19 protein-coding genes and 1 tRNA gene are annotated in these 16,640 nt (G+C 64.2%); 7 read left to right on the top strand and 13 right to left on the bottom strand.

Annotation, left to right across the window (positions count from 1 at the left end):
* Window positions 1-428: 428 nt before the first annotated feature.
* Window positions 429-2,276, top strand: coding sequence for a di-heme-cytochrome C peroxidase (locus QUH67_RS33125; RefSeq protein ID WP_300944114.1), 1,848 nt, complete (start codon window positions 429-431; stop codon window positions 2,274-2,276).
* Between the two features lie 28 nt (window positions 2,277-2,304).
* Here QUH67_RS33125 and QUH67_RS33130 read toward each other — a convergent pair whose 3' ends face one another.
* Window positions 2,305-2,547 carry a hypothetical protein gene (locus QUH67_RS33130; RefSeq protein ID WP_300944116.1) on the bottom strand — a complete coding sequence of 81 codons (243 nt, stop codon included), beginning with the start codon at window positions 2,545-2,547 and terminating at the stop codon, window positions 2,305-2,307.
* Window positions 2,548-2,790: 243 nt separating this feature from the next.
* Between QUH67_RS33130 and QUH67_RS33135 the strand changes: the two genes are divergently transcribed.
* Window positions 2,791-3,753 carry an alpha/beta hydrolase gene (locus tag QUH67_RS33135; protein WP_300944118.1) on the top strand — a complete coding sequence of 321 codons (963 nt, stop codon included), beginning with the start codon at window positions 2,791-2,793 and terminating at the stop codon, window positions 3,751-3,753.
* A 146-nt stretch (window positions 3,754-3,899) separates the two neighbouring features.
* Here QUH67_RS33135 and QUH67_RS33140 read toward each other — a convergent pair whose 3' ends face one another.
* Both QUH67_RS33140 and QUH67_RS33145 read right to left on the bottom strand, forming a co-directional pair.
* A complete protein-coding gene (locus QUH67_RS33140; protein ID WP_300944120.1) occupies window positions 3,900-4,838 on the bottom strand; it encodes a 1-phosphofructokinase family hexose kinase in 939 nt (312 codons plus the stop codon).
* A gap of 194 nt (window positions 4,839-5,032) precedes the next feature.
* On the bottom strand, window positions 5,033-5,965 hold the full coding sequence (locus QUH67_RS33145; RefSeq protein WP_300948257.1) for an MBL fold metallo-hydrolase: 933 nt from the start codon (window positions 5,963-5,965) through the stop codon (window positions 5,033-5,035).
* 211 nt (window positions 5,966-6,176) lie between these two features.
* Here QUH67_RS33145 and QUH67_RS33150 point away from each other — a divergent pair, with 211 nt between their 5' ends.
* A complete protein-coding gene (locus QUH67_RS33150; protein WP_300944122.1) occupies window positions 6,177-7,145 on the top strand; it encodes a LysR family transcriptional regulator in 969 nt (322 codons plus the stop codon).
* A 75-nt stretch (window positions 7,146-7,220) separates the two neighbouring features.
* On the opposite strand, the gene QUH67_RS33155 is transcribed toward QUH67_RS33150, so the two are convergent.
* The 7 genes from QUH67_RS33155 to QUH67_RS33185 form a co-directional block, all read right to left on the bottom strand.
* Window positions 7,221-7,297 (bottom strand) — tRNA-Arg (locus QUH67_RS33155).
* Window positions 7,298-7,576: 279 nt separating this feature from the next.
* Window positions 7,577-7,819 (bottom strand): hypothetical protein, encoded by a 243-nt coding sequence (locus QUH67_RS33160; protein WP_300944124.1) that lies wholly within the window; start codon window positions 7,817-7,819, stop codon window positions 7,577-7,579.
* Window positions 7,820-8,152: 333 nt separating this feature from the next.
* Window positions 8,153-8,311, bottom strand: a complete 159-nt coding sequence (locus tag QUH67_RS33165) for a DUF3072 domain-containing protein (RefSeq protein ID WP_300944126.1) — start codon at window positions 8,309-8,311, stop codon at window positions 8,153-8,155.
* A 2-nt stretch (window positions 8,312-8,313) separates the two neighbouring features.
* Entirely contained in the window at window positions 8,314-8,526 is a 213-nt protein-coding gene (locus QUH67_RS33170) for a DUF3072 domain-containing protein (protein WP_300944128.1), read from the bottom strand.
* Between the two features lie 136 nt (window positions 8,527-8,662).
* Window positions 8,663-9,622 (bottom strand): Bug family tripartite tricarboxylate transporter substrate binding protein, encoded by a 960-nt coding sequence (locus QUH67_RS33175; RefSeq protein WP_300944130.1) that lies wholly within the window; start codon window positions 9,620-9,622, stop codon window positions 8,663-8,665.
* A 195-nt stretch (window positions 9,623-9,817) separates the two neighbouring features.
* On the bottom strand, window positions 9,818-10,183 hold the full coding sequence (locus QUH67_RS33180; protein ID WP_300944132.1) for a dimethylsulfonioproprionate lyase family protein: 366 nt from the start codon (window positions 10,181-10,183) through the stop codon (window positions 9,818-9,820).
* A 45-nt stretch (window positions 10,184-10,228) separates the two neighbouring features.
* Window positions 10,229-10,867 (bottom strand): RraA family protein, encoded by a 639-nt coding sequence (locus QUH67_RS33185; RefSeq protein WP_300944134.1) that lies wholly within the window; start codon window positions 10,865-10,867, stop codon window positions 10,229-10,231.
* A 276-nt stretch (window positions 10,868-11,143) separates the two neighbouring features.
* On the opposite strand from QUH67_RS33185, the gene QUH67_RS33190 reads away from it, so the two are divergent.
* Both QUH67_RS33190 and QUH67_RS33195 read left to right on the top strand, forming a co-directional pair.
* Entirely contained in the window at window positions 11,144-12,097 is a 954-nt protein-coding gene (locus QUH67_RS33190; RefSeq protein ID WP_300944136.1) for an AraC family transcriptional regulator, read from the top strand.
* Between the two features lie 364 nt (window positions 12,098-12,461).
* Window positions 12,462-13,109, top strand: coding sequence for a hypothetical protein (locus QUH67_RS33195; protein ID WP_300944138.1), 648 nt, complete (start codon window positions 12,462-12,464; stop codon window positions 13,107-13,109).
* 44 nt (window positions 13,110-13,153) lie between these two features.
* On the opposite strand, the gene QUH67_RS33200 is transcribed toward QUH67_RS33195, so the two are convergent.
* Entirely contained in the window at window positions 13,154-13,351 is a 198-nt protein-coding gene (locus QUH67_RS33200; RefSeq protein ID WP_300944140.1) for a hypothetical protein, read from the bottom strand.
* A gap of 67 nt (window positions 13,352-13,418) precedes the next feature.
* Window positions 13,419-14,426 (bottom strand): 2-dehydropantoate 2-reductase, encoded by a 1,008-nt coding sequence (locus QUH67_RS33205; protein ID WP_300944141.1) that lies wholly within the window; start codon window positions 14,424-14,426, stop codon window positions 13,419-13,421.
* Between the two features lie 142 nt (window positions 14,427-14,568).
* Here QUH67_RS33205 and QUH67_RS33210 point away from each other — a divergent pair, with 142 nt between their 5' ends.
* A complete protein-coding gene (locus QUH67_RS33210; protein WP_300944143.1) occupies window positions 14,569-15,141 on the top strand; it encodes a YidB family protein in 573 nt (190 codons plus the stop codon).
* Window positions 15,142-15,205: 64 nt separating this feature from the next.
* On the top strand, window positions 15,206-15,484 hold the full coding sequence (locus QUH67_RS33215; protein ID WP_300944144.1) for a GlsB/YeaQ/YmgE family stress response membrane protein: 279 nt from the start codon (window positions 15,206-15,208) through the stop codon (window positions 15,482-15,484).
* Window positions 15,485-15,618: 134 nt separating this feature from the next.
* On the opposite strand, the gene QUH67_RS33220 is transcribed toward QUH67_RS33215, so the two are convergent.
* Window positions 15,619-16,401 (bottom strand): SDR family NAD(P)-dependent oxidoreductase, encoded by a 783-nt coding sequence (locus tag QUH67_RS33220; RefSeq protein WP_300944146.1) that lies wholly within the window; start codon window positions 16,399-16,401, stop codon window positions 15,619-15,621.
* Window positions 16,402-16,640 lie beyond the last annotated feature (239 nt).

Below are 16,640 nucleotides of genomic sequence, written 5' to 3' on the forward strand. Positions count from 1 at the left end.
AAGGCAACGGCTGCCGACGCGGCGGCCAGAGTGCCGAGGGAGAGATGGATAAAGCTGTGGCGGGCGGCCATAAGCGGCTCCTCTGTTTCGAGGAGCGCATTGTGCGGGTTTGACGCGACGTCAAAGTCAAGCGACCTTTTCATACATGACGGCGCCGCGAAACTGGCAGGGATTGCTCATAAGTGATTCGGGGAATGACCGAGGCGACGCCCTGAACTGAATCGATGCGATTCTAGGGCCTGCCTCGGCCGCGGTCGGCGTGACATCATGCGCGGGGCAGCGCAGCCGGATTCATGGACAGGTCTCTGGCGCCACTATACGGTAGTATCATATTGAATCGCACGCCAAGGGTGATTCGCCTTTCGGCGTTTTTTGATAGACGGATGTTTCGACGTAACCGACGCGCGGTTTTGAAAGGGGGCGGGGCCATGCGTGGCAAAAGGATTGCAAAGATCGTGATCGCACTGGCGATCGTCGCCGTCGTCTACGGCGTCGTGAAGGACGATGCCGCCAAGCTCTGGCAAGATCTGCATGTGAAGATCGTGGAGCGCCCCGCACCGAAGAAGACGGTCTGGCTCGACCAGGGCATATCAAAGGAGAAGCTGAGCTGGTTCTATCACGCCGACCAGGGAACGCGCACTTTCGGCTTCCCGTTTGAGTGGTTCATGGCGCTGGAGCAGCCGACGATTTCGTGGATGCCGTTCGCCAAGGTCGGCCTGTTCAGCGACACCGCCTATCTCGACCGCTATGGCTTCATCCCGGACACCGTCATTCCCGGCAAGGAGGCGCTTCCTATCGGGATCGCGAAGGGCACGCCGATGCTCGACCCGACCGGCGCGGTCTGGCGCAACCCGCGGACCAAGAAGGAGATGATCAGCGTCGGCCTGACCTGCGCGGCCTGCCACACCGGCAGCTTCACCTATAACGACACCGCGGTCGTCATCGACGGCGGACCGGCGCTCACCAATCTCTTCGTGATGAAGCAGGGCATGGGCATCTCGCTGCTGATGACGCGCCTCGTACCCGGCCGGTTCGACCGTTTCGCCGACCGCATCCTCGGACCAGACTCGAGCATCGACGACCGCGCGACGCTGAAGAACCAGCTCGATCAGGTCCTGGCCCAGTACAAGCAGGTGAAGAACCTGGAAGAACGGGTCGCCTCCCAGAGCATTCTGGAGGGTTACGGACGGCTCGACGCGCTCAACCGGATCGGCAACCAGGTGTTTTCGATCGACCTGAAGAAGCCGGAAAACTACGCCGGCTCCTCCGCGCCGGTGCATTACCCGCGGATCTGGAACACGCCATGGTTCGACTGGGTGCAGTACAATGGCTCGATCATGCAGCCGATGGTGCGCAACGCCGGCGAATCGCTCGGCGTGTCGGCCGAACTCAATCTGACCGATCCGTCGAAGGGCCTCTATAAATCCAGCGTCGACGTCGACAAGCTGTTCGCGATGGAGCAGATGATCAAGGGCGACACGCTGCCGAATGCCAAGACCGGCTTTCCGGGCCTGCGGTCGCCGAAATGGCCGGCCGACATTCTGCCGCCGGTCGACCAGAAGCTGGCCGACAAGGGCGCCGAACTCTACAAGACCCATTGCCAGGAATGTCATCGCCCGCCGGTGACGAGCGAGGCGTTTTACGATTTCAACAACAAGAAATGGTGGCGCAAGAACGAGGCCGGCGAGCCGATCCTCGTGGTCGAGAACATTCCGATCTCGCATATCGGGACCGATCCCGCGCAGGCGGCGGACATGATCGCCCGAACCGTCGCGGTGCCCGAAAATCTCGGAATCAAGAGCAGCAGCTTCGCGTTCGCGCTGGGCGAACTGGTCGAGAAGACCGTCAACACCATCTTCGACCAGCGGAAGCCGCCCGCGACTCCGGCGGAGCGCAAGCGCTTCGACGGCTACATGCCGAACGAACTCCGCGGCGAGCTTGCCTACAAGGTGCGTCCGCTCAACGGCATATGGGCGACGCCGCCCTATCTGCACAACGCTTCGGTGCCGACCATCGAAGATCTTCTCGGTGATCCCGATAATCGGCCGCGGACATTCTATCTCGGCAGCCGCGAATACGACCCCGTGAAGCTCGGCTACAAGACCGACCCGATCGCCAACGGCTTCGTATTCGACACCTCGATTCGCGGCAATTCGAACAGGGGGCACGAATTCAGGAAGGATTTCAGCAAGGACAAGGAAATCACGGGCGTGATCGGACCGGCCCTGTCGGCAGACGATCGAAAGGCGCTGATCGAATACCTCAAGACGCTTTGAGGCGATCCGCTATCCGGCATGCCGCGCCTTACCTGCTGACCACCAGCCGCAAACGCGGCTTGATCGTGGCTTCCAGCTCGGACTTGAGCTGGTGCACGCGCGGATCGTCGGAGCGGGCTGCGCACACTGAATATTGATGGACAGAGCACGCCAGCGCGCGCCGCTCTTCGGGCGTCCGCGTCACCTGCGGGCTGGACAATCTCAGCACCATTCCGCCGAGCTGCACCAGCATGTCGTCGAGGGTCCGGTTCACACTCGCAATCCGATCCATGGCACCACTCCCTTGATAAGGAAGTAACGAACAAGTCCGTCGGCCCGTTCCGCGCGCGCCCCCTTACGGCTAACGGGAAGTAAACGGCACACGATTCTATCGACGCAGGCCGTGTGTCTGCTTGCCGGACTCACTACCAATTGAACGAAATCAGCTCGCCTCTTTCGTTCAAACGCTGCGATTGCGGCATCCGCTCCCGTTACCTATGCTGACGCATTATTCCGCAACGGAGGCGCGTTTCCCATGATTCCACCGCTCGACCCCGTCATCGCCCAGATCATCCCGCTGCTGCCGCTGCGCGATCCGACGTCGATGACGCCGCAGAGTGCGCGCGAGGCGCTCAGTGCGCTGGCGGCCTCGCGCGCGGCGGTCCCGCCGCCGCCGGTGACGAGCGCGGAGGACATCAAGGTGAAGGGCGCGGCCGGATTCCTCGGCGCGCGGCTCTACCGCAACGGCAGCGGGAAGTCGCCGACGGTCGTGTTCTTCCACGGCGGCGGCTGGGTCGCCGGCGATCTCGACACCCACGACCGGCAGGCGCGCTGGCTCGCGATCGAGACCGGCGCGGTCGTCATCTCCGTCGACTATCGCCGCCCGCCCGAGGTCAAGTTTCCCGGCGCGTTCGAGGATGCCGTCGCGGCGACCAAGGACGTGATCGACCGCATCGCCGAATTCGGCGGCGAAGCAAGCCGCGTCGGCGTGGCCGGCGACAGCGCCGGCGGCAACCTCGCGGCCGTCACCGCGATCGCCTGTCGCGACGCCGGCATCAGGCTGGCGGCGCAGCTGTTGGTCTATCCCGTCACCGACGTCGCCGGAAACTTCGCCGATACAAAAGAGAACGCGCGCTTCCCCTCGCGCAGCGAGAACGCGGAAGGCTATTTCCTCACCCGCGCCACCATGGAATGGTTTTGCGGCCACTACCTCGTCGACCCGAAAGACGGCGCCGACTGGCGCGTGTCGCCGCTGCGGGCCAACAGCCTCGCCGGCCTTGCGCCCGCGGTCGTCACGACCGCCTGGTTCGATCCGCTCCGCGACGAGGGCAAGGCCTACGCCGACGCCCTAAAGGCCGCCGGGGTGCCGACCAGCTATCATGACGGCCTCGGCCTGATTCACGGCTATTTCGGCCTCGGCGAGGCGTCGGAGACGGCCAAAAGCGAAGCACAACGCGCCCGGGCGGATTTCAAGGCGCTGCTCACGGCCGGCGCCTGAAGCGGGATGGGTTGGCGCCGAAGGGCGCCAACACAAAACATCGAAAACAACCCCATGCAAAGTAGCTAAGTCTTTGCCAACAGACCTCTTTTAACCGGCGGTGGGCGCTTGAGACGACCTGTTGCCACGACCGAACCGCCGGCGGCTCATCCCCTCTCGATCGTCACCTGCTCGGCCAGGCGCGCGACGTCGGCCGGCCGGCACAGCTCCGTTCCGGGATGCAGCAGGGCTGCGGCGCCGGCGGCGACGGCCAGGCGGAAGGCATCGGCACGCGAGGCATCCGACGCAAGCCGCCAGATCAGCGCCGCCAGAAAGCTGTCGCCGGCGCCGACCGCGCTGCGCGGCGTGATCAGGATCGGCTGCGCGCGCAGCACCTCATCGCGCGTCACCAGCGCCGCGCCGAGGTGGGCCATCGTCAACGCGACGACGGTCGCCTTCCCCGTTCCGACCAGATCCCTTGCGGCCACTTCCCATTCGTAAGCGTCCGACGGCTCGCTTCCGGTCAACTCGCGCATCTCGCGCAGATTCGGCTTGATGAGATCGACGCCTTCGGCCGCCGCCGCGGCCAGCGCCGGTCCCGACGTATCCAGCACGAACTTCGCGCCGCGCTGTTTGGCGATCCGCGCCACCTGCGCGTAGAAGTCGTCGGGCACGCCCTCGGGCAGGCTCCCGCTCGCGACCAGATAGCGGGGAAAGGGTTCAAGCGCCGCAACCAGCGTCAGGCATTCCCGCCACTCGGATTCGGCAAGCCGCGGACCGGGAAGAATGAAGCGGTATTGCCGGCCTGCACCGATCTCATCGACGAAGAAATTCTCCCGCGTCTCGCCCGCGATCGCCCAGGTCTGGCTGACGACGCCCTCCTGGTCGAGCAATTGCCGCAGCAGCTTTCCGATCGCGCCGCCGACCGGGTAGATCGCACGGGCATCACCGCCGAGCCGCCGGATCACCCGCGCGACATTGACGCCGCCGCCACCGGGATCGCGGCGCTGGGTCTTGCCGCGCAGCTTGGCCACCGGCACGATCCGCTCGACCGAAGTCGAGAGATCGATCGCCGGGCTCGGAGTGATCGTGATGATATCGGTCATGGGCTGATTGGACCCGCGGAGACCCGCGTTGTGAACCCGAACGAGCTGGAGATCCCGCGAAGACTCGAGCTTCCGACCTGCGGTTTGGAAAAGCGTCTCCCGAAGGTCAGTCATCCCTGTTGCAGATATCATGCGGGTCGGCAAGGCGGGACCAGCGCGGGTGAATCAATAACGGGAGCGTCTTTCACGCGTGCTTAAAACTGCCAATTCGCGGGAACCCATGCGTAACCGCTGTCGGTCTTGAGCATCCGGCCAAGGCCGGGAAAGGGGTAATGGAAACCCAGAACCAGCAGCTTGTCGGCCGCTGCCCGATCGAATATGCGCCGGCGCGATTGCAAGGCGGCATCCTTGTCGCGATCCGGGCCCGGCCGCCAGGGACGATCGACGTTGACGACCGGGTGATAGGCCAGGTCCGCCGTGAGCAGGAGCTGGTCTGATCCCGAATGCACGAGGAACGACGCCATGCCCGGCGTGTGCCCGGATGCAGGCAGCGTCGTCAAACCCGCAACGATCTCCGATCCAGGCCGATACAGCACGATATCGCCCGCGATCGGCTCGACACTTCGCTTGATGGCTTCGCCAAACCGGCGCCGGAATTCCGCATTCACCGGCATGTAGGAAAGATCGGGATCATTGCGGATGAAGAAGTCCCAATCGGCTTCCGGCGCATACACGGTCGCGCGCGGGAAAGCCTTCCCGCCTGTGGCGCTACGCAGGTTGCCGACATGGTCCGGGTGGGTATGGGAAACAACCACCACGTCGATATCGTCCGGCCGCAGGCCGATCGCCGAGAGATTGTCGAACAGTCGACCGCCGTTGGGGCCCATCGTCTGCCCGGCGCCGGCTTCGATCAACACGCGACGCCCGCCGGTCTCGATCAGCAGCGTGTTGAGATTGAGCGTCATCGTGTCCGTGGGCAGGAATGCGCGCATCAACGCCTCGCGCAGCTCCATTTCGGGCGCATCACTGGCATAGACTTTCGGCGGCCCGGCCAGGAGCCCGTCGCTCAGTACCGTGGCCTGAATCTCGCCGATGCGGAACCGATAGTGGCCAGCGTTTCTCCCCGTAGCGGCTGGCGCCTGCGCCTTGGCCGCACCGCCCACGCCCGTTACGGCGGCGGCCAACATCACCGTGCGCCGATTGATCAACAGTTTGTTCAAAGGGGAATCCACTTCTCATCTCCGTGCCGCCGCAAGAGGATCTTGAGGCGTCGCACCCAGGGTTTGAATCCTAGGCGACCGCCGGAATTGCAGAAAGTGACGTCATCCGATACACGTTATCCGCTAAGCGAATAACCTCGTCGGCTGATCGCGCCGACGGCCAGGAACGTCAGGCCGAATGTCCGCAGACGACGACTTGTTTCGAGTCGACCTCAACCTGCTCGTCGTCTTGAGAACGCTCCTGGAAACGCGGAGTGTCACCAGGACCGCGGAGCAAAGTGGAATGAGTCAGCCCGCCGTCAGCCGGGCGCTCGCGAAACTGCGCCAGACCTTCGATGACGCCCTGCTGGTCAAATCGGGGGCGGTCATGAGGCCGACGATCAGGGGCAGCGCGCTCCTTGAACCGGTCCAAAAGGCGCTGGCTGGCGTCACCGACCTGCTTGCCGACAGGCATCCCTTTGATCCCGCCAGCACCGAGCGCGTTTTCCGCATCGCGACGACGGACTACGGGGCGACGGTTATCCTGCCACGGCTGGCGGGCCTGATGTTCGCCATCGCGCCCAAGGCCAGCGTGGAGATCGTTCCCGTTGATGGACAGACCTTCAAAAATCTGGGCGAAACCAATGTCGACCTGGCGCTCTATAGCGACAACCCGGTGCCGCCCAGCCTCCGAACACGCGACCTTTTTCGAGAGACCTTCGCCTGCCTGGTGCGCGCCGGTCACCCGCTTCTCGATCGCGCAAAAAACGGCCGGTTGCGTCTCGATGATTATGTTGCCGCTTCACACATCCTGGTGACGGTGGTCGGAGGTCGAACGGGCCCGGTCGATACGGCGCTTGCGACACTCGGCCATAGCCGACATGTCGCGGTGCGGATTCCCTACTTCGCCACCGCCGCACTGGTGGCGGCGGGCTCGAACCTCGTTCTGACCATTCCGCGCCGCGCCGCGGAAAACTTTTCTGACGACAGCCGCCTTCGCCTGGTGGGACCGCCACTGGAGCTTCCGAACTTCGGATACCGGATGCTGTGGCACGAAAGAGTTCATTCAGAGCCGGATCACATCTGGCTGCGAAGGCTCATCCTCAGCGCCGCCCGCTCGGAAGGCGATGCGACCGAATTGGCTGGTTCATCGCCCTCGTCCGAGTAAGGCTGGAGTGCAATTCGCAATCTGACCTGCCATCTCGGCGCCCGGGGCCGGCGCAATGATGAACCCGACCGAAGCTGGCGATCCCGGCATGACTCGAACATGCGACCTACGGTTTAGGAAACCGTCGCTCTATCCGGCTGAGCTACGGGACCGGATTGTGCGGCTTTATACGGCATGTGGCAGCCTATTTCCAGTAGCTCGCACGATCGAGCAGGGCATCAACCCACCCTCTGCTGCTTGCCGCGACTGAACGTCCTGAAGCGGAGCCCTCTCCACTCCCGGAAGCGGCTCGGCCCGTACGTGCGCGCCCCATTGCACCTTCTGGTGAGGGGTTGCTGTGTCCTTGACCTGCTAAGGCTGCGGATTCCTGCAAAGGTCACGTGATCATAGGCGCCGCCTTGCTTGTCGACGAAATCGCTCATGACCGGCCGCTATATCCAGAACGCTGAAGCAACGATCGACGATCCGATGAAGACGAATATGCCGATGATCCACCACGCGTCACCGATTCCCGTCATCCGCTGCCGCTTGTGGTTCGGGCGAATCTCGTGAGATGCCGCCAGTCGAACCTGGGCCGCCGTGTTGGGAGATCCCCCCGCTTCATCGTCAGTTCCAAGCGGCGCCGCCGCAGGATCGGTCGCGTCGACCTTGCCGTGGCCCTGATCGATGGCCATGCGGAGCTGCTCGGTGGTTTCGATGGGATTGCTGGTATCAACCTCTGCGCCGGGAAGCGGGGACGAACTGGAGGCCTGCTGGCTTGACTGTCTCATGCGCATTCAACGGGCGCGCGACGATAAGGTTGCCAGTACCCGGAATCAGATCGGTATTGCGGCCATCCTTCGAGACGGCCGCTTCGCCGCCTCGTCAGGATGAGGTCTGGCGTGTCGCCACACAACGACCTCATGCTGAGAAGCGAGCGACGCGAGCGCCTCGAAGCATGGGCGCAAGCCACTCACATATCCAGATAGGCGTTGCCAGCTGCGCGCCCTGGGCGACGGCAGCCGACACTATTTGCGATCGACCAACTGCTCTTTCAGATCGTCGATAAAGTGCTGGGCGCCCTCTTGCGTGAGCAACTCGCCGGATTTGTCGGGCACGTCCGCCTTCTGGCAGAGCGTCTTGAGTTCGTCGCGCTGGGCTTCCGTCATCATCGGTTCTTCGGGCATGGCTATGCTACCTTCGCTTTCTCGCGCATGTCGTCGATCATCTTCGACGCCGCCGCCTTCGTGAGGTTGTCGTCATACGCCTCGGGCGTTCCCGCCTGCTCGCACAGCGTCTTCAGATAAGACGCCTGGGCGCCGGTCATCGGGTCATCGCCCGAGACCCACTCGTCGGGATCTTTCTTGGTATTGTCGGTCGGTTCCGTCTTCGGATGGCTCATGGTGACGCTCCTTCTCGAAGCGGCAACGCACGCGTTCTTCGAACGTTCCTCAGATGCGGTCGATGCTCGAACGCAAAAGAAAAAGGAGCCGTCCACCGACAGCCCCTTTTGCCATGTCGGCCTCTGCGTCGCGCCGCTACGCCTTGATATTATTCTCCCGCACCACCTGGCCCCAGATGCTGACCTGCTTGGCGAAGAACGTCGAAAAATCCTTGGCGTCGGCGAGCAGCAGCGTCATCTGCTGCGTCTCCTTCAGGCTGGCCGCGACCGACGGCTCGCTCAAAATCTCCTTCACCGATTTCGCCATGCCGGCGATGACGTCGGCCGGCGTGTCCTTGGGCGCGAAGATGCCCCACCAGGCCAGCGTCTCGAAATCGGGATAGCCGGCCTCGATCGCGGTCTGCGTGTCCTTGAGCGCGGCCAACCGCTCGCGGCCCATCTGCAGGATCGGGCGCAGCCGGTCGGTGCCGAGCTGCGCGGTGATCAGCGCCGCCGATCCGATGATCAGGTCGACATGGCCGCCGAGCACGTCGTTCATCGCCGGGCCGCCGCCGCGATACGGCACATGCGTGATCTCGACGCCGGCCTTCTTGCCGAGCACGGTCATCGCCAGATGGCCGAGCGTGCCGATGCCGACCGAGGCGTATTTCACCGCGCCGGGCTTTTCCTTGCAGGCCGCGATGACGTCGGCAATCGTCTTGTACGGCCGTTCGCCGTTCGCCGCGACCACATAAGGCGCGGTGCCGACCAGGAACACCGGCACCAGATCCTTGTCGACATCGAGGCCCGGCTTTTCCAGGATCGCGGGGATCACCGCATGCGAATCGAAGGTGACCAGGAAGGTCGCGCCATCGGGCGCGCTCTTGGCGACCTGCACGGCGCCGAGCGAGCCGGCCGCGCCGGACTTGTTTTCCACCAGCACGGTGCGGCCGAGCCTGGTCTGCAGATGAGACTGCAGCAGCCGCGCCAGCGCGTCGGTGGAACCGCCCGGCGGGAACGGCACCACCAGCGTCATGTTCTTGGCCTGCTGCGCCAGCGCCGGCGTCACCGCGAACGCGGCGGACGCCGCCAGCAAGGTACGTCTGGAAATCTTCACCGAGTTTCTCCTCCTGAATATGACTGCGACTTTGTTTTTATTTTTCGCAGACTTGACCAGATCCCGATACCAGCGCGCGATGAATTTTCTCTGAATCGTCATCCCGCTCGTTTGGTACTAAAGCATGATCCCTGCGCAAACGCGTTCCGCGTTTGCCGCGAGGGACAACCGATACCCGCTTTTCCCGATCATGCTTTAGCCAAAGCCGGACCCGGCCTTTTTGTATTCGGGCCGCGGCGGGCTGAAGATGTCAAGCACGCGCGCCCCGTCCGGTCCAGCCCGCATCGTGTGCGGCACGTTGCCCGGCGTGCGCCAGAAGTCGCCCTTCTTGACCGCGATCTCCTCGCCGCCCTGAACGCGGATCGCCGAGCCGTCGAGCAGCACGCCCCATTGTTCCTCGGGGTGGTGGTGCAGCGTGCCCTGCGCATGCGGCGCCAGCGTCACCACCGACAGCATCGCCTGCTCGCCGGAGAAGATGCGGGTCGTGACCCCGGACGTCAGTTCGCGAAACAGCCCGTCGGCCTCGTTGTCGAGATTGTGAAATTCATCCTTCTGACTCATCGTTCCTCCTTCAGGCGCCTTCGCGCGTCGATCAAGGCTCATCCGTCAGGACTTGCCGTAGCTGCCCTGGTAGCGGCCTTCGCGGATCGAGATGATGGTCTGCTCCTCGCGCGCGATCTGGGCGCGCACGGCGTCCAGCAGGCTCGCCGCCGTCGCAGCGGGAAACGACACCACGCCGTCCTCGTCGCCGACCACGATGTCGCCGGGCGAGATCACCGAGCCGCCGATCGATACCGGCACGTTGATTTCGCCGGGACCGCTCTTGTAGGGACCGCGGTGGATCGCGCTGCGGGCAAAGCAGGGAAAGTCGGACTCCGCAAAGGCCGCGACGTCGCGGATGGCGCCGTCGATCACATAGCCGGCGGCGCCGCGATATTCGGCGATGGTCTTCATGATCTCGCCGACCAGCGCCCGCGTCTCGTCGCCGCCGCCGTCGACCACGATCACGTCGCCGGGCCCGACCAATTCGAGCGCTTTATGAATCGCCAGATTGTCGCCCGGCCGGGTACGCACGGTGAAGGCGACCCCCACCAGCTTGCTGCCGCGATGGAACGGCCGCAGGCCGACCGCGCCCGGCAGCCGCGCCAGGTTGTCAGAGATCACCGAGGTGGGCAGGCCCCGGAATGCCTCGATCAGGTCGGGCGCGGGCTTCGGCACGCTGGTCATGGCCGTGGTGATGTTCATTAGGACGGTTCTCCCTGCGGCAGCGGCATGCCCGGCACACCGCTCGATTTGCCGCCACATGATGGCTTCGGTCGGCGCAGAACCATTAGCATTCCGCTTGAGCAGGTATAATGGATTTGGAAGGGTCGAGGCGAGCGGGTGCCGGGTTCTGACGGTGAAGTTCGGTGCAATGGCGGTCGCTCTGAAATCTTCACCCCGGCCACACTCGTTAATGCGCCCTTAACCACGTCGGTCCGAGGCTGGCGTCGAAGATTCGCCCCCGCCGGTTACCGCACCATGCAGTTCCAGAGCCTCTTGCCCTCCCCGGCCCTTTCGATCGTCGAGTTTTCCGACATCGATGCTTTCCGGCCGGTCGAGTTCGCTGCCGATGCGCGCAGCGTGCCGCTGGATCTGACGAATTTCCATACCGCGCGTGCCGTGGTGCAGCTGCCGTTCTGCCAGATCACCTTGCTGACCTCGTTTCCACGGATCGTCGACGTCAGCTACCGCGCGGCGCACGGCCTCGTGATCTTCCAGCTCGAGGACAATTACGAGGTGTCCGTCAACGGCATGTCCGCCGAACGCCCGGCCTTCATCGGCATGCGCGGCAATGTGGATCTGCAGTTCGTCGAGCCCCGCAGCTCGCTGCACGCCATCATCACGCTGGGTGCCGGCCTGCAGGACCGGGAATGGTTCGATACGCCGGACGCGCTCTGCCCGTTCCTGCCGGACGCCGGCACGCTGGCGACCGTCAGGTCCGTGACCGCGGAGATCTTGCAGACAGCTTCCGCCAGACCCGATCTGTTGCAGGAGACCGGCCCGGCGCTGGCCCTTCAGGAACGACTATTGCTCGCCATCGACGACATGTTCCACCGCAGCCGGACGCCGAAGGCGGCGGGCCGGGCTGCCAGCCGGAGCTATTGCCGGGTCGTTCGCATGATCGACGACTATGTCGCCTTCCATGCGGCTTCCGCGATCTACAGCGCCGAACTGGCCGAACAATGCGGCGTGTCGGTCAGAACGCTGGGAACCGCGGTGGCGGCCGTTCGGGGCATGAGCCTGCATCGCTATCTGCGTCTCAAGCAGCTCTGGTCGGCGCGCGCCCAACTCGTCAAAGGATCGGACACCATCACCGTATCGTCGTGCGCGCGCGCGAACGGCTTCCATCACATGGGCGAATTCGCGCGACTCTATCGCGCCAGATTCGGCGAAACGGCCTCGCGTACCTTGGCACGCGCACGCGCCTTCTGACTGAATCTTGCCACAATGCGGCGCGCTTATCCGCCTGCGCTGCGTTGGCAGGTCAAGAATCACTGTAAGATGCCGTGCGCGGCGAATCTTACCGTTGAATTTATTCGATAAATTTCAACGACATGACGCTGTGTTCCATCGGTCACATGGTCAGGGTAAGGTAACGAAGACAGCGGGAAATTCGTGCAATTTCGGGGTGACAGCGCTGCCAAAATGATGACAATCGACTCAATCAAGGTTCCCAAGAGCAAGATCCGGAAAAGCGGAAACCGGTTTTCCGAGAAGATCATGCTCGAACAAAGAGATTGGATCATGGTTCGATTTGATCAAATCGCATCGTGATCCGGAGTAGTTGGACTGGAGAGTGTCTTCCGTGATCGCCTCACGTGCTTCTTCGTTTGCCATCGCCACCGTCGGAAGCCTGATCGTTCTGGCTCCGGTGCGCTGCGATGCGCAGTGGTGGCGCAGTACGCCCGTTGATTTCGAGTCCTGCGCCGATGTGGCGGAGAAGGCGAAGACCAAGGAAGAAAAGACGGCCGCGCTGGCCGAGTGCAACGCGAAATACGCCGGCCGACGCAAGCCCGGCGGCGGTTACACCTATTACGATTTCATGCAGGACCGCACCTTCGACATCGCCGGGCCTAACCCGACGCCGGAAGAGCAGAAGAAGATCGACGAGCAGTATACCGCCTATCTCGAACGCGAGCGGCGCAATCACGCTGCCGCCGCGCTGGCCGCCAAGCAGCATCAGCCGGAGCCGCCGCCCGCCCAGGAATGGCAGCAGGTCTCGCTGCGCAGCGAACCGCCCCCGCCTCCCGTCGAAATCGAAAAGGTGCCGGTCCCGGTGGCAAGCCCGGTCAAGCAGGCGGCGCGCCTCAGGGCGATTCAATGCGCCAGGGACCAGTTCTCTTGCGAATGGCCGCGGCTTTCCGAGAAGGTCAACGAGCTGAAGCGGTTGTTCAACCCGCAGCAGCAGCAACAACAAGCGCAGGCCAAGCAGAAAAAGAGCTAGGTGTCGCGGTCGCCCCTGCCAAACGCAGGGACGACGCCAAGGCCTCAGCGCGTCCGCGGTTTCCTGACACGGCGTGGTTTTGCGGTCGGCGCATCGGCGGCGCGCGCCGCGGCCCGCTGCTCCTGCAGCCGGGCGTCATAACCCGGCGACGGCGTTGCCGTCGGCGGCACCGCGCAGGCCGGCGTCGGCGAAGCCGAGCCGGCGAGCACGGCCGCCAGCAATGCCAGAGTTGTCCGTTTCATTCGCTTCTCCCTCGAACGCCTGTCCTGTCCGGCGTCACTCTAGGCCGGGCCCCACGCACAGCGCCAATCAACTCAGCGCGCGAACCTGCGCCGGCGTCAGCCCGGGCGAACCCTTGGCGTCGCGCTCCGCCTGACGGATCAGCGCCACGATCCGGCGCGACAGCGGCGCTTGCAGCCCGCGCCGCCCGGCGATCTCGGTGATGACGCCCTGCAGATAATCGATCTCGGTACGGCGGCCGTGCTTGAGATCTTCCCACATCGACGAGCGCGCCTCGGGATCGATCTTCATGGTGCGGCCCAGCAGCGGCTCGAAGATGAAATCGGGCAGGCGCAGCAGCGTCGGCATCCATGACGGCGGAATCGGCGTCGACGACACCGGGTCGATGCCCTCGGCGCGCATGGCCGCCAGGGCTTCCGCGAGTTGATCGGCGAACAACTGTCGCCATGGCCGCGAACCGAGCTGCCGGCGCAGCGGCTGGCCGGACAACGCATTGAGCGCGTTGTTGAGATTGAGCAGCAGCTTGCCCCATTGCACGCCCTCGATGTTGCCGGTCGGCCGCACCGTCAGCCCCGGCACCGACAGTCTTTCGGCGGTATCCGCATCGTCCCGTTCGATCACGATGTCGCCGGAGGTCGCGCGATGAAAACGCCCCGCGCCGAGCGCCATCACGTTGAACGGCACCATGCCGCCGAGCACGCGTCGCCCCGGCAAGCGATCGCGGAGGACAGCGGCATTGCCGACGCCGTTCTGCAGGCTGACGATGACGGCGGCCGCCGGCGCGTGCCGGGCAATGAGGTCGGCCATTGCAGCGGTATCCGCGCTCTTGACCGTGACCAGCACGATGCCGGCATCCGCGAACACGGAAGGATTTTCCGATAGGGCAAAGCGACCGCGCGCGATTACCTGATCAAACCCTTCAAAACTCGTCGGCCGCAGGCCATGCGCTTCGATCTCGGCGATCACGCGCGAACGCGCCAACAGCGCAACGGGGCGTCCGCCGGCCGCCAGCATGCCGCCGACGAAGCAGCCGATGCTGCCCGCCCCTGCAATACCGATCGTTGGTCCCGCAACCATTTGGCACCTGCTGCCTCGCACCTTCCTTCAACTAGCAGAGCGCGTGGACCGCGCCTATCACCGGGCATCGGCCGCGCGCTCCTTGTAACCGTCATGGAGCACCGCTATCTTTTCGCGCGGGGGCTGCGCGGAGGAGACGATTATGGGCCTACTCGACGTACTCAACGGCATGCAGAACGGACCGCGTGGCCCGAGCCGCCCCGGCGAACAATCCGGCAGCGGCGGAATGTCGCCGTTGACCATGGCAATTCTGGCCCTGCTGGCCTGGAAGGGCATCAAGCATTTTACCGGCAACCAGCCGGGCGCCGCGCCGACCCAGGCACCTCCAAGATTGCCAGGCAATCTGAACGCCGGCTTGGGCGGCGGTGGCGGCCTGAGCGACATGCTCAAGGGCGGCCTCGGCGGACTGCTGGCCGGCGGCGCTGCAGGCAGCATCTTGAGCGGCGGCCTTGGCGACCTCCTCAATCAATTCCAGCAGAAAGGCCTTGGCGACCAGGCCGACTCCTGGGTCAGCAACGGTCCCAACAAGCAGGTCGCGCCCGGCGATCTCGCCAGTGCGCTCGGCGCCGATCAGATCGAGGCGCTCACCTCACAAAGCGGCCTGTCGCGCGATGAATTGCTGCAGGGCCTCAGCCAGTACCTGCCCGACGTCGTCAATCATTTGACGCCGGACGGACGGTTGCCGGACGAGAACGAAATGTCGAAATGGGTCTGACGGGGCGGGCACGTGGCGCCGATTGCGCCGCGCGGACATCGACACATTGCAATGGGGATCTAACATGAGCGGTATTCTCTGGATCATCGTGGTCGGCTTCGTCGCCGGCATCATCGCGCGCATGCTCTCGCCTGGACCGAACAATCCGGCCGGTTTCATCCTGACCACCGTGCTCGGCATCGCCGGCGCGTTTCTGGCGACGTGGATCGGTCAGGCGATCGGTCATTACAGCCCCGACCAGGGCGCCGGCTTCATCACCGCCACCATCGGCGCGCTGGTGGTGCTGTTCATCTGGAACCGGCTGGTGGCCAGTCGCGTGATCTCGGATCCGGGTAACAGGTAAAATTCGTAGGGTGGGCAAAGGCGCGAAGCGACGTGCCCACCATCTCATGCCGAATGCGCGGTGAAATGGTGGGCACGCTTCCGCCTTCGCTCTTCGAGCTACGGCGGACAAGTCGGTTTGCCCGCCCTACGGCGTCACAGCACCAGATGCATGCCCGCATCCATGCGGACGAACTCGCCGGTCATGTTGCTCGATGCCGGCGAAGCCAGAAAACACACCAGCTGCGCGATGTCGTCGGCCGTCGAGGCGATCTTCAGCGGCACCTTTGCCACCACGCTGTCGCGCACCGCTTTCGCGCCGGCCTCACCGCGGCCCTTGGTGAACCAGGGCGTATCGATATAGCCGGGGCACACCGTATTGACGCGGATCAGGGGCGCCAGCGCGCGCGCCAGCGACTGCGTCATGGTGTTGAGCGCGCCCTTGCTCGCGGCGTAGGCGACCGAGGAGCCGCCGCCGGAAATACCGGCCACCGATGAGACGTTGACCACCGCCGACGGTTTGCCGGAAGCCTTTGCGCCAGCCTCGAGCTGCGCACGCGCCGCGCGGATCATCTGGAACGGGCCGATGGTGTTGACCGCGTAGATGCGCTGGAAATCCTCCGCCGACAGCCCGTCGAGGTCGTGATGCGGCACATGCTTGGTGGTGCCGGCATTGTTGACCAGCACGTCGAGCCGGCCCCAGCCTGCTGCAGCAGCCGCGATCTTCTTGCAGTCCTCATCGCGCGAGACGTCGCCCTGCACCACGACGACTTCGGCGCCGGCGCTGCGGCAGAGGTCGGCGGTGGCCTCGGCTTCCGCCTTGCTGTTGGAATAATTGACGACGATGCGCGCGCCGCCCTTGGCCAGGATCGCAGCGGTCGCAGCCCCGAGGCCCGAGGCAGAACCGGTGACTATCGCGCACAAACCATCCTTCGACATCCGCATTTCCCTCTATATGTATTCGGCTGGTTTTCGAACCGCCTGTCGGTCGTGGCCTTACCATACCGCGCCGTAAAGTACGCGCAAATCCGCGACCGTTCCACTATGCGGAATTTATTCTTGGCAAGCCTCCTTCATGCCGCCGCCTCATGCCGCCCTGCAGACAGCGCTTGTCAGGGCTATGGCTTTTGCCGATCATAAAGCGCAAGAAAAGACCGCACCCGACGCCTTGCCGAATG

The organism is Bradyrhizobium roseum (assembly GCF_030413175.1).
GTDB lineage: Bacteria > Pseudomonadota > Alphaproteobacteria > Rhizobiales > Xanthobacteraceae > Bradyrhizobium > Bradyrhizobium roseum.